This window comes from Pseudomonadota bacterium, from assembly GCA_023229365.1.
Classification (GTDB): domain Bacteria; phylum Myxococcota_A; class Polyangia; order JAAYKL01; family JAAYKL01; genus JALNZK01.
Map to the genome: position 1 here is coordinate 18,793 of JALNZK010000061.1, position 12,365 is coordinate 31,157.

Genomic DNA, 12,365 nt, shown 5'->3' on the forward strand with positions numbered 1-12,365 from the left:
GCCCGGCCATGTGGTCCGCCTGCTCTCGGCCTTGGCTCGCCGCCGTCGCGCTGGTCGCGTCGGCGTGCCTCCCGGACACCGGCGGCATCGAGCCGCCGAGCGATCGGCTGATCTTTCCCGTCGGCCTGGCGACGACCCCGAGCGACAATTTCCTCCTGGCGGTGAACTCCAACTTCAACCTGCGATACAACGCCGGCACGCTCGTCGCGCTCGATCTCTCGGTGCTCGACGAGCACCTCGCCTCCGCGCTCGACGGCCCGGGCGTCTACTACTCCACGGAGTGCGGCGAGGACGGCGTGAGCGCCCCGAGCCAGGACGACCAGTACTGCTTCGTCGACGACGGGAGCCTCATCCTCGAGGAGGAGACGCTGCGCATCGGCGCCTTCGCGAGCGATCTCGAGCTCACCCCGTCCGGCGACCGGGCCGTCATCCCGGTGCGCGGCGAGCGGGCGATCCAGCTCGTCGACGTCGACGAAGCCGGACCCGACGTCATCTCTTGCGGCGAGGGCGCGGATCTGCGCTGCGACTCCGCCCACCAGGTCACGAGCAACTCGGCGCACACCCTGCCCATCGAACCGTACGAGATCGCCGTCACGGAGCTCGAGGAGACCGATCCCGGCGGAGGCTCGACTCCGGTCACGCTGGGCTTCGCGACCCACCTCGCCGGCGGCGAGGTGTCGCTGTTCTCGATCTCGCGCGGCGAGCCCGGCAGCCCGGTCCAGGCGGAGCTCCTGTCGGTCCTCGACGGCGTGGTCGGCGGCGCGAGCGGGATCGCGTCCTTCGAGAACGAGGTCTACGTCGCCGGTCGGCACGACGCGACGCCGCACGTCGCGGTGCTCGAGGTGCTGACCGACTCGGAGAACGGGTCGTACACGAGCAACCCCTGGTTCAACCAGACCGATCACGTCGACCTCGTGACGGAGATGTACGCCGGCACCGACGCCCGCGGGATCGCGGTGTCGCCCGACGGGAGCCTCGCGTTCCTCGCGACGCGGACCCCGGACGCGCTCCTGAAGATCGACCTCGAGAGCCTCCAGCTCATCGACCAGACCACCGTCTGCCTGGACCCGTCGGTGGTGGCGACCTACGTCTACGACGGCCTGACGCCGGGGTACCCCGACGACGACACGCTCTACGCTTTCGTGCTCTGCTTCCTGACCGGCCAGACCTACGTCGTCGACACGAGGCTGATGCAGGTCGAGGTGCGCGCGACCGGATCCGGGCCGCAGGCGATCGCCTTCGACGACACGCGGCGGCTCGTGTACATCGCGAACTTCAGCGAGTCGAACATCACCGTGCTGCAGGCGGTCCCGCCGTTCTCGCAGCTCAAGGACGCCAGCGGGCGGGTCGTCAGGATCGGCGAGCCGCGGCGGGCGAAGAGCAATGACTGAGCGCCGCCACGGGCTCGCATGCCTCGCGGTCGCCGTCGCGATCGCCGCGCTCGGCTGCGAGGAGGACCTCTCCGACAACGACATCGCGCAGTTCGACAGGCCGCAGGACGCGGCGCTGGTCTGCTACCACGCGGATCTCGGCTCCCTCCCCATGGGCTGCTGCCGGAACACGGGCGACGGGGTCCCCGGGTTCTGCGACGCCCCCATCGCCGACGCGGTGGTCCTCGCGTTCGTCACGCAGACGACGTTCGGCGAGGTGGCCGTGGTCGACATCGAGGCGGGGGAGATCATCGACCAGGACACGCGCATCCCGCTCAACAGCTTCATCCCGGTCGGAGGCCAGCCGAGCGACATCGCCGCCTCGTGGGACGGCGCGTCCGTCTACACGGCGAACTTCGAGACCGAGGACGTGTCCGTCATAGACGTCGCCGAGTCGTTCGGGCCGACCATGGTCGCCTCGACGGCGATCGACGTCGCCGGGCCGGCCGCGAAGCTCGCGATCGCGAGGGCACCGTCCATCCGCGATCGCTTCCTGTTCGTGACGCAGCCGACCCTCGGGCGGCTCGCCGTGATCGAGGTCTTTGGCGAGGGGGCGACGGCCGCGGACGGCGGCGTCGACGAGGCCCCGGCCGCCGGGCGCCTGCTCGGGTGGGTGCGGCTCGACGCCGCGACCGGGATCGAGCACTCCCCCCCCGACGAGTCGGTGGAGGGGATCTCGCCCTGGGCGATCGCCGCGTCGGAGCTCACCCCTTCCCTGTACGTCGGCGGCAAGTCCGGAAGCTGCATCCTCGAGATCGATTCCGAGGTGCTGGTCGATCGCGCGCTGGCGCTCGGCTCCCCGGGCGAGATCGGCGAGGACGCGATCGTGCGCCGCATCGATCTCGGGGACTTCACGACGCGGGCGCTCGCGGTGGAGCCGGACCTCGAGCGCTGGATCTACGCCGTGGAGAACGAGCTCGGGGGCGTCGTCGTGGTGGACCTCGTCGCCGGCGAGATGCTCCCGGTGAACGCCGGCAACCCGGTGGCGGACGACGCGTACAGCATCGACGTCCCGGGCCGGGCCCGCGCGATCTCCCTCCTGCGTCTCGCGGAGGAGGACGACCCCTCCCCGGTGACGTTCAACGGGACCTTCGGCATCGTGTCGAGCACCATGGCGGCGGTCTACGTCATCGACGCGGAGGACAGGAACGCCGTGGCGGGGCAGCCCGTGCAGCTGCACAGCCTCCGGCCGGCCGCCGATTGGTGCGCGTTCGGAGAGGACGCCGGGACGGGCGACGACGACGACGACGAGTGCGTCGTCCCGAACATCGAGGACGTCCCGGTGCTGCTCGGCGACGACTCGGAGCTCTCGACGGCGATCGCGGCGAACGTCGGGGGGATCGAGGTGATCGACGCGGGCCTCCCGGACTGCGCGGCCGACGGCGGCGTCGAGTTCAGGCCGGACGACGACTACGGCATCCGGCTGCGCTGCGACTACCGCATCTCGTCCAACGAGATCTGGACCTTGACGTGGCAGGGGGAGATCGGCGTGAGCGGGTCCGGGGTCGCGCAGTTCGACGCGCCGGAGACCACCGCCGCGGCGCTCGTCGTCCGGGATCAGGCGAAGGCCTTCTGCAGATCCGGCGTCCTCGGTGGCGACGACGGCACGGTGGCGGGCTTCAGCGACATCTACGACGGCTTCGCGAACCTGGAGACCGGGAGCCTGGGCTTCCCGAACGGCTACCCCGGCGATCTCCTCGAGATCACCTCGGCCCCCACCCCGATCGACGGGGCCGCGTGCGACCAGTTCGACGGGGATTTCCTGTACCATGTCCGGGAGCTGCTCGCGGACGACACGTTGATCATCGGCCCTGTCGCCGGGACCGGCGCGACGCCGCTCCCGACGCAGGAGTGTTTCGGGCAGGCGTTCAACTACACGATCCGCTCCTACAAGCACTGGGTCCTCCGCGGCTCGACGACGGGCAACCTGCGCTACGGCGTTCTCGACGAGACGACCGGGCAGTGCCTGCCGGACGACGGCACCCTGGAGAGCGAGCTGGAGAGCAGGGCGCGGAACCAGCGCGTGTTCGAGAACGCGTCGTTCTTCAACTACTACATGCAGTTCACGTTCGCCTCCGGAACCGAGCCCGCGATCAAGGGCGGGTACGACGACCTCTTCTACTCGTTCCGGACCACGGACGGCTTCTCGCCGATGGGCTCCATCCAGGGGAACGACCTCACGGACATCGAGCCGACCCCAGACGGTCGCCTCGTGCTGATCGACCAGGCCAGCGAGGGGCTCATCCTCTTCGATCTGTCTGGAACGTTCGGCATCGTCGGTTCCGCGGTCAACTAGAGCCGCCTGTCCGGCCTCCCCGCGAGCGCCGCCGAGAACGCACCGGCGTACACCGCGCGCGCCGCCTCGCTGTCGCGATTGTCCCGATCCCTGAGGAAGAGCGGCGGCTCCACGGCCGTCGGCCGCGCCGCGCACCCGGGGCGCGCCTCCACGAGGACGAGCTCCGCCTCCGCGTCGGGAGACGGGTGGACCGCGAGGAGGGACGCCGCGCCGAGTCCGCCGCGCGTCAGGCCGGCCAGCAGCTCCGAGACGCGCCGCGCCGGGAACACGGCGCACAGGCGGCCGCGCCGAGGCTCCAGCAGCTCCGCCGCCACGCCGATCCAGCCGTCCAGATCGATCCGCACCTCGTGGCACGCGATCCGGCGCTCGCCGTCGGCGGGGAGGTGTCCCGTGTCCGCGGGCCAGAACGGCGGGTTCGCGACGACGAGATCGAAGCGCCGGCGCGTCAACGCGGGGTGGCTCTCGCGCATGTCGCCGTTCACGACCTCCAGCCGGTCCCCGAGGCCGTTCGCCTCGGCGTTCTCCGCGCACAACGCGGCGAGCCGTTCCTGGGCCTCGACCGCGACCACGCGCTCGGCGGCGCCCGCCAGGAGCAGGCCGAGCCCGACGACGCCGCAACCCGCGCCGAGATCCGCCGCGCGGCGGGCGGGCCGGGCCGCTCCACGGCAGGAGAACCAGACGAGCAGGGGGGCGTCCGCGGAGAACCGGTACCCGGATCGGGGTTGGCGCAGCAAGAGCCGCCCGTCGAAGGCGGCGTCCACCGTGACTTGGAAACGCGAGCTCCCCGATCTTCGCATCATGGCTTTTTACACCACTTGTCTCGCCCGCGCGTCTCAAGTATGGAAGAATACACTGAGGAGGCGGTGATGTTGAAACAGTGCGGCAAATCCAGGATCTTGGCAATTCTCGCAGCGGCGCTCGTGCTCTCGGCCGGGGTGGCGGTCCTGGCGGGGACGGTGACGAAGACCGGCACCTTCTACGTCGTGAAGGTGGCGACCTCGGGCTCCGCCGGTTCGATGGTAGTGAAGATCACGACGACGGGCACGAACGGGTATCACTGCAACATGCTCTACCCGTGGAAGCTCACCGTCGATCCGGGGGACGGGATCGCCGTGGCCAAGCCGAAGCTGAAGAAGGAGGACGCGGCGCAGTTCACGGAGGCGGCCGTCGTCTTCGAGGTCCCCTACACGGCGACCGAGGCGGCGAAGTCCGTGTCCGCGACCCTGAAGCTCAGCCTCTGCGACGACAAGCAGTGCCAGATGGAGTCGGTGGCGCTCTCGTGGCCCGCCCGGTAGGCGCGCGGCGGCGAGGCGCTCACTCCTCCTCGGCCGGCGCGTTCTGGATTCCCTCCTCCAGGTAGTCGTTGAGCTCGCCGACGGTGAGCCTCCCTTCCTTCCGCAGGATCGCCGAGACCCGCTGCGACCAGCGCTGGATCATGCTGCCCTCGGCGGCCGAGATCGAGTGGTCCTCGGGATCGACGACGAGCGCGTCGAAGTCGCAGCGCATCGCGTCGAAGACGGCGCGGTACTCTCCGTAGAGCGGGGAGTCGTCGAACTTCGGCGAGATCCTCACGACGCGCAGCTGCGTCTCCACGGCCAGCTCGTACCCCGTGACCGAGAACCGCATCTTCTCGAGGGCGAACGTGTCGTGGTCGCCGGCGCCCGCCTCCGCCATGGCCGCCTTCCGCTTGTCGACGAGCAGGTTGATCCGCACGACGTCCTCGTCCGTGGCCTGGACGTCGTCGAGCGCCGCCTTGGCCTTCGGGCACTTCGTCGACGCGCACGCCGAGAGCACCGCGAACGGTGCGAGGAGCGCAACGAGCACGGTAAAGGTGACCCGTGCAGGCGTTCGCGCGGGGGTGTTGGCGTACATGATTCTCTCCTTGTTGAATTGCTTCTTACGGTATCGTCACCTTAATATGATGAATGTGAGTGGGCAACCCGGAGACAAACCCGTCGTCCTCGTCGTCGAGGACAACGACGACGTCCGCAGGGTCGTGCAGCTCTACCTCGCGTCAGCCGGTTTCCAGGTGCTCGAGGCGGGAGACGGGCTCGCGGGGCTCGCGTCCTTCGAGAGAGACCGCCCGGACCTGATCCTGCTCGACGTGCTCCTGCCCAAGCTGGACGGGCTGGAAACGCTCAAGCGGCTTCGGAAGAGCCCCGGCGGGCACGACGTCCCGGTCATCATGATGAGCGCCGTGCTGCAGACGAGGGATCTCCAGGCCGAGACGGCGCACCTCAAGGTCGCGGCGTTCTTGCAGAAGCCGTTCCAGGTGCGCCGCCTTCTGGAAGAGGTCCGCCGCGTCCTGAACGAGACGACCGGCGTCCGCTCCGAGGTCGAGCGCGGCCCGACGGGAGCGCAAACCACGACCCGCGGCGCCGCCGACCGGGAGAACGACGAGAAGATCCTCTCCACGGCCTGCCGGGTCGGCGCGAGCGGAACGCTCGAGGAGATCCCGCTGCCGAAGATCCTCCACGGCCTGTTCGCGACGAACAGGACCGGGCGGCTGCGGATCGTGTCCGGCACCACCGAAAAGCGCATCTACTTCTCCAGCGGCCTTCCCGTCTACGCGGAGTCCTCGCTGCCGGAGGAGACGCTCGGCGCGTACCTCATCGCGAACCGCGTGATCACCGAGGCGCAGGGGGCCGAGGCGTATCGCGAGATGACCGAGAACGGGCGCCGCTTCGGCGAGGCGCTGCTCAAGCTGGACCTCATCGGGCCCCACGAGCTGTTCTCCGCCATCGAGCGCCACCTCGCCGAAAAGGTGGTCTCGACGATCTCGTGGAAGGCGGGCCTGTTCCGGTTCGAGGACGGCGAGGCCTGGAAGGACGACGTCGTGATCGCCAGGATGAAACCGGGGCGAATCCTCATCGACGGGATCCGGCGCTACTGGTCGTCGGAGTCGATCCTCGCCGGCGAGCGGTTCACCTGGGACAGCGTCCCCTTCCTCGCCGACGAGGCCCCGTACACGGACGATCAGATATCGCTCACGAGCGGGGAGATGAAGATCCTGCAGCTCGTGCGCCGCGGCCTGACGATGCGCGAGATCGGCGGCCAGATCGGTGACCGCGAGCAGACCGCCGCCCTGCTCTACGCCCTGTTCGTCATGGAGCGGCTGGGCTTCTCCCCGCGGCGCGCGGCGCAGGCTCCGCAGTCGCGGGTCGCGGCGCAACGGCCGGCGGTCGAGGGGGTCGAGAGCCCGCGGCCCGACGCCTCATCCAAGGAGGAAAAGGCGCAGGCGCTCCTCGCCGAGTACATCAAGTACCGGACCGCGGACTACTTCACCCTGCTCGGCGTCCCGAGGGACGCGACGGCGGCCCAGATCACCGCCGCATTCCAGACGAGACAGCGTCGGTACCACCCCGACACGCTGGTCGGCATCGACACCGGCCTCGTCCACGAGAAGATGGAGGAGCTGTACGACCGCGTCCACTCCGCGTTCCGCACTCTCACGGACGCCGGCCTCCGGGCGAAGTACGAGGAGGAGCTCGATAAGGGCGCCAAGCGGACGATGCTCACGCAGCAGAGCAGGACCGGCAGGATCGAGACGCTGGCGAACAAGCCGCGCCACGAGATCCTGTTCGAGGACGGCTTCTCGCTGCTCAGGAACGGGGAGTTCTCGAGAGCCCTTGCGATGTTCGAGGCCGCCGAGAAGCTCGAACCCAAGGCGCGCTACGGCGCGTACCGGGCGTGGTGCTCCTACCTGGCCAACCCTCAGATCAGGGAGAAGGTCGAGCGCGAGCTCGTCCTCCTCGCGAAGCAGAACGCCGGTGACGGTCTGACGTACTACCTTCTGGGCAACTTCTACCTGCGCGAGGACAACGAGAAACGCGCTACCGCGTGCTACGAAAAAGCGCTCTCGATCGATCCGCAGAACATCGACGCGACGCGGCAGCTCCGGCTCATCCGGATGCGGCAGCGGCAGAAGCGCACCGAAGCGTCGGGGCTGTTCGATCTTTTCAAGAAGAAATGAAGGCGGTCGGCGGGGCGGTTAATCCGTGATCTTCGGATCGAACGGGAAGTAGAAGATGAAGCCGATGGCGATGCTCTGGTTCGAGTTCCAGATGCGATCCTTCTTGTCGATGTTGCCGTCCGGGTAGTCGCCCGAGCCGCGGGAAACCGGCGTCCATGACACGGACCCGTCGTCGTTCTCCGTGAGCTCCCACTGCTTGCCGGCCTTGCCGGACTCGTCGGTGCCGCCCTCGTTCCACTTGAAAGGAGCGATGCGGTACTCCAGATTGAGCGCGAACCACTCGTTGAAGTACGCCATGAACCCGATGCCCAGCGTGAAGGTCCCGGCGATGCGGCTCACGCGCGTCACGGAGCCGTAGTCGCCGTTCGCGTCCGGGATCTGCGACAGATCGCCGCACAAGTCGTAGCTCCCGTCGTTGTCCGTGTCCTCGGACTGGCAGTCCTCGCGCTCGTTCAGGTGCACGATGCCGCCGCCGAGGAAGATGTACCCGTCGATCGCGATGAACAGCTTCTCGAACATCGCGAGCTTGCCGCGCAGCGGGATCACCGAGACCTGCGCGAGGTACATCCCCTTGAGCAACCCGACCTGATCCTCGAAGTTGTTCGCACCGCCGTAGCTCGGGAAGTTGCTCTCGGAGGGCGTGGTCGCCGTGCCGCCGATGTCCTCGGAGGCGGCGATGTGCTGCGTCAGCTTGGTCGGCGCGTTGAAGGAGTAGTACCCGATGGCGCCGACGGACAACCACTCGAAAATGTTGAACTCGAGCCGCGCGCCGACGAGGAAGTTGTGCATGTAGTTGTTCAGGAGCGTGTACCCGAACTGAGGTCCGGCCGAGAAGCGCAGCTCTCGATATTGGACCAACTTGCGCACGGCCGGCGCTCCCGCCAGGGGACCCTCGAGCAGGATCTCCTGGGCGGAGGCGATCTTCGTCCCACCGCAGAGGGTCAACAGGGCGAAGGCCAACGCAATGGTGATACGCTTCATGGTTTCTAGCCCCTTTCGTCCATGACCGGTCATCTACGTTTCCCTTCTCCCGTACCCTACTTCGGCAGCTTGTACTCGAACGTGAACGGCAGGAACAAGGTGACCCCGATCTGCAGCATCACGTTGTTCGTCAGCTTGAAGTTGTCGTCCACCCAGTTGCCCTTGACCTCGCGGTCTTCCGGATCGGAAAAGGTCGTCCGGTTCTCGAGCTCCTCGGGGAAGATGTAGTCGCGCAGCTCGAGCGCGATCGCCAGGAAGCGCGAGAGGTACAGCCGACCGCCCAGCCCGATGTTGAAGCAGAACTTGATCTTGTAATCGAACGATCGGTACTCGGGATCGATGACCGGGATCGGCCGAGTGAAGATGAACCCGCCGCCGCCGATGACCCAGACGTCCCAGTGGAGAATCCACTCCTTGAACATCGCGAACTTGCCGTAAATCGGCACGTACGTGAAGTTGATCTGCCCGCCCCACTGGTACTCGTTGATCGGGATCGTCTGGTGGGTCGCGCGGCTCACCGAGTAGTTCAGATCGGTCTCCTTGCCGAGGCCGCCGTACCAGTTGAAGCTGAGGCCGACCCCGAGCACCTCGGTGATGTAGTAGGACAGCGCCAAGGTGATCGACTGGTGCTGCACGTACGGGTCGTTCAGGGACACGCCGAACGTCGGCTGGAAGTCGAACCGCCTCGCGCGCAGCGCGTACACCTGCTGGACAGCCCAGATCGGATGCTGCGAGGAGGGCTCCTCGGTCGCCGCGGGCTGCTCGGCCGGCGCCGTCCCGCCGGCGGCGTCCACCCCGAGCGCCCCGAGCACGTCCGAGTCGGAGACCGCTCCGCCGCCCTCGGCCGGCGGCTCCCCCTCCGCGGGTTGGCCCTCTCCCTCGCCAGCGGCTGGCTCGCCCTCGCCGAAGGTCATGGCGTCCCCGGGAGCGGCGCCCGCCTCTCCCTCCTGCCCCTGCCCCGCCGCCACCTCGTCCTCGCCGAACGACATCGTGTCATCCTGTGCGTAGAGGGTGGAAGGCAGCAACAGGAGGGCAGCGAACATCCCCGCCAGCTCGATGCGTGCTCTTTTCATCACTCGTTCCCCTCGCAATCGATTGGTGGCTACCCTTGCCGTCCGTAACTATCGAAAATGATTGAACTTTTCAGCCCATCCGTCATTGTTGACAGACTATAACACAGTCGCTCTTTTCCTAGCAATATTATTTGTTAATGGAATTTCGTTTTGTTTTTGGACCTCGAAATCAGATCAATTTGAACCGATAACCTCATCATTCTCGTCTCGCACGAACAGGGCGTCGACGAACTCATCGACATCGAACTCCCGCAGATCATCCTTTGCCTCGCCGATCCCGATGTAGCGGACCGGAATCTTGTTTTCGTGGCAGATCCCGATGATCACGCCGCCCTTGGCGGTCCCATCGAGCTTGGTCAGCACGAGCCCCGTGAGCCCGAGCGACTCGCCGAACTCGCGGACCTGTTGCAGCGCGTTCTGGCCGGTCGTGGCGTCGAGCACGAGCAGCACCTCGTGCGGCGCGCCCTCGTGCGCCTTGCCCATGACGCGCGCCACCTTCTTCAGCTCCTCCATCAGCGTCACCTGCGTGTGCAGCCGCCCGGCGGTGTCCGCGATGACCATGTCGGCGCCGATCTCCTTGGCGCGCTTGATCGCCTCGAACACGACCGACGACGGATCGGCTCCCTCCTTGGACTTGACGACCTCGCACTTCGTGCGCCGGCCCCAGATCTCGAGCTGGTTGACCGCCGCCGCGCGGAAGGTGTCCGCGGCCGCGAGCACGATCTTCTGTCCCATTTCGGTGTGCTTCGACGCCAGCTTGCCGATGGTCGTCGTCTTGCCGACGCCGTTCACGCCGACGATCATCACGGTGTGGGGCTTGCCCGCCGCGACGTCCGCCGGCTTCGCCTCGACGGACAGCGTGCGGCGAACCTCCCTCTTGAGCAGCGCCCAGACCGCATCCGGATCGGCCAGCTCGTTCTTGTCGAACCCCTCGCCCAGCAGCGTCAGGAACCACTCCGTCGTCTTCGCCCCGACATCGGCGGTGATCAGCGCCTCCTCGAGCTCGGCGAGAAGCGCCGGATCGATGGTCTTTTTCCCCTTGAACAGCGCCCCGATCTTCGTGATGAAACCGCCGCGCGTCTGAGAGAGCCCCTGCCGGAGCTTGCGGAGCTTGCGCTCCCGCTTCGCGTCCTCGAGCTGGGAGGCGGCCGCCTTCTCCGCGCTCTCGTCGAGCCGCACTCCCGGCGCCGCGATCGGTTCCTCGACCGGCGCGGGCGCAGGTGCCGCCGCCGGAGCTTTCACCTCCTCGGCCGCCTTCTCGGGCTCACTCGGCGCGACGACCGCGGGCTCGACCTCCTCCGCCGGCTCCTTCCCGTCCTTCGGCGCCGCGATCTTCGAGGCGCGCGCACCGGCCCCTTCGACGACCGGCTCGGCGGGCTCGACGCCCCCCTTTCGCCGCTTGACGACCACGACCACGACGACGATAACGACCACCAGAGCGGCGACGAGTATCGCGATAACCGGAGCGCTCATCCCTTGCCTCCAGGTGCAACGTGCCGATATTACGGCTCTTTTTGGTTAGCGAAGCGTGTGCTCGGCCAATCGGTATTAGGCGCCCCGAAGACAGAAAAGTCAAGCCCGGGACCCGGATCTCCGCGGCGGGGCGTCGCATTCCGGCTGCCCCGGAAGCTGCGATTCTCCGCGACTGGGGGCTTTACAACCGGTGGACGCCCTACGATGATCTCGGGAATGGACTTCCGTGAACAGTTGGCGCCCGGATCCGTTTCGGCCCGAACGAATGAGTTTTTTCACTCGTCGCGCGTCAAAACGGCTGGCAAAGCCTGGCGGCGGGCGGAGGAACCCTGATGCGGCGACCACGACAGCTCCGAACGGCGGTGGCGACGTGCGCGATGGCGCTCCTCCTCTCGACCAACGGACTGGCGGACGCCCGCAGCGACTATCTCATCAACATGCTGGAAAAGGGGGCGACGTACCGCATCCGCGTCCAGGCCGCGACGACGCTCGGCGTGATCCGGTGCGCGGAGGCCACGAAAGCGCTCGGGCGCGCCCTTTCCGACGAGAGCGACCTCGTCGTGATCTCCTCCGCGGCCGCGCTCGGCCAGATCGGCGATCCCTCCGCCATCCCGATGATCGAGACCGCGTTGAAGGACCCGCCGTCCGAGCCCGCCAAGGCGCAACTGGAGACCACCTTGCGCGTGCTGCGCGCCCTCGTGAGCGGCGGGGAGCTCGCGCCGGTCGGGGACGCGACACCGCGCTTCCTCATCCGGGTCGACGCCATGGGAGACTCCTCCGGCTCCCAGCGCGGGGACATCACCGAAAAGATGCGGGCGATGGTGGTCGACCGGCTCGGCCGCGCGCCCGGAGTCGTCCTCCAGGACGCCGGGATGAAGGCCGGGCAGGTCAAATCCATGGTGAAGAAGGAGAAGCTCAAGGCGTTCATCCTGACCGGTTCGATCATCCGTCTCGAGCGACTGGGCACGCAGCTCGTCGTGAAGATCAGCCTCAACGTTTTCTCCAATCCGGGGTACAATCTGCTCGCAATGCCCTCGGCGGAGGGGGCGGTGACGTTGAGCAACGGGCCGATCTCGGTCGACGCCGAGCGCGGCGCGCAGGACCGCGCGCTCAAGGCGGTCATCGACGCGCTGGTCGGG

Annotated in this window: 10 protein-coding genes; 5 read left to right on the plus strand and 5 right to left on the minus strand. The window is 67.7% G+C overall.

The features are described from left to right. Window positions 1–8 precede the first annotated feature (8 nt). Window positions 9–1,391 carry a hypothetical protein gene (locus M0R80_20150; protein ID MCK9461949.1) on the plus strand — a complete coding sequence of 461 codons (1,383 nt, stop codon included), beginning with the start codon at window positions 9–11 and terminating at the stop codon, window positions 1,389–1,391. After that, window positions 1,384–3,726: a hypothetical protein gene (locus M0R80_20155; GenBank protein ID MCK9461950.1), complete on the plus strand. Its 2,343-nt coding sequence runs from the start codon at window positions 1,384–1,386 to the stop codon at window positions 3,724–3,726. Before M0R80_20150 ends, M0R80_20155 begins: the two co-directional genes overlap by 8 nt. Here M0R80_20155 and M0R80_20160 read toward each other — a convergent pair. After that, entirely contained in the window at window positions 3,723–4,526 is an 804-nt protein-coding gene (locus M0R80_20160; protein MCK9461951.1) for a methyltransferase, read from the minus strand. The two genes, M0R80_20155 and M0R80_20160, sit on opposite strands and share 4 nt — an antisense overlap. 66 nt (window positions 4,527–4,592) lie before the next feature. On the opposite strand from M0R80_20160, the gene M0R80_20165 reads away from it, so the two are divergent. Beyond that, entirely contained in the window at window positions 4,593–5,021 is a 429-nt protein-coding gene (locus M0R80_20165; protein MCK9461952.1) for a hypothetical protein, read from the plus strand. Between the two features lie 19 nt (window positions 5,022–5,040). Here the strand turns inward: M0R80_20165 and M0R80_20170 are convergent, their stop codons facing one another. Next, window positions 5,041–5,598 carry a hypothetical protein gene (locus M0R80_20170; GenBank protein ID MCK9461953.1) on the minus strand — a complete coding sequence of 186 codons (558 nt, stop codon included), beginning with the start codon at window positions 5,596–5,598 and terminating at the stop codon, window positions 5,041–5,043. Between the two features lie 46 nt (window positions 5,599–5,644). Here M0R80_20170 and M0R80_20175 point away from each other — a divergent pair, with 46 nt between their 5' ends. After that, window positions 5,645–7,699 carry a response regulator gene (locus M0R80_20175; protein MCK9461954.1) on the plus strand — a complete coding sequence of 685 codons (2,055 nt, stop codon included), beginning with the start codon at window positions 5,645–5,647 and terminating at the stop codon, window positions 7,697–7,699. A gap of 18 nt (window positions 7,700–7,717) precedes the next feature. Here the strand turns inward: M0R80_20175 and M0R80_20180 are convergent, their stop codons facing one another. The 3 genes from M0R80_20180 to ftsY form a co-directional block, all read right to left on the minus strand. After that, complete coding sequence (locus tag M0R80_20180; protein ID MCK9461955.1) at window positions 7,718–8,680, minus strand: hypothetical protein; 963 nt, start codon at window positions 8,678–8,680, stop codon at window positions 7,718–7,720. A gap of 56 nt (window positions 8,681–8,736) precedes the next feature. Continuing rightward, a complete protein-coding gene (locus M0R80_20185) occupies window positions 8,737–9,753 on the minus strand; it encodes an outer membrane beta-barrel domain-containing protein (protein ID MCK9461956.1) in 1,017 nt (338 codons plus the stop codon). Between the two features lie 174 nt (window positions 9,754–9,927). Then, window positions 9,928–11,226: a signal recognition particle-docking protein FtsY gene (gene ftsY, locus M0R80_20190; protein MCK9461957.1), complete on the minus strand. Its 1,299-nt coding sequence runs from the start codon at window positions 11,224–11,226 to the stop codon at window positions 9,928–9,930. 332 nt (window positions 11,227–11,558) lie between these two features. Here ftsY and M0R80_20195 point away from each other — a divergent pair. After that, on the plus strand, window positions 11,559–12,365 hold an 807-nt coding region (locus tag M0R80_20195), incomplete at its 3' end, for a HEAT repeat domain-containing protein (GenBank protein ID MCK9461958.1).

Excerpts from the sequence above, each read along its gene's own strand:
- M0R80_20150 (MCK9461949.1), top strand. The coding sequence starts at position 9 with ATGTGGTCCGCCTGCTCTCGGCCTTGGCTCGCCGCCGTCGCGCTGGTC.
- M0R80_20155 (MCK9461950.1), top strand. The coding sequence starts at position 1,384 with ATGACTGAGCGCCGCCACGGGCTCGCATGCCTCGCGGTCGCCGTCGCG.
- M0R80_20160 (MCK9461951.1), bottom strand. The coding sequence starts at position 4,526 with ATGATGCGAAGATCGGGGAGCTCGCGTTTCCAAGTCACGGTGGACGCC.
- M0R80_20165 (MCK9461952.1), top strand. The coding sequence starts at position 4,593 with ATGTTGAAACAGTGCGGCAAATCCAGGATCTTGGCAATTCTCGCAGCG.
- M0R80_20170 (MCK9461953.1), bottom strand. The coding sequence starts at position 5,598 with ATGTACGCCAACACCCCCGCGCGAACGCCTGCACGGGTCACCTTTACC.
- M0R80_20175 (MCK9461954.1), top strand. The coding sequence starts at position 5,645 with ATGATGAATGTGAGTGGGCAACCCGGAGACAAACCCGTCGTCCTCGTC.
- M0R80_20180 (MCK9461955.1), bottom strand. The coding sequence starts at position 8,680 with ATGAAGCGTATCACCATTGCGTTGGCCTTCGCCCTGTTGACCCTCTGC.
- M0R80_20185 (MCK9461956.1), bottom strand. The coding sequence starts at position 9,753 with ATGAAAAGAGCACGCATCGAGCTGGCGGGGATGTTCGCTGCCCTCCTG.
- ftsY (MCK9461957.1), bottom strand. The coding sequence starts at position 11,226 with ATGAGCGCTCCGGTTATCGCGATACTCGTCGCCGCTCTGGTGGTCGTT.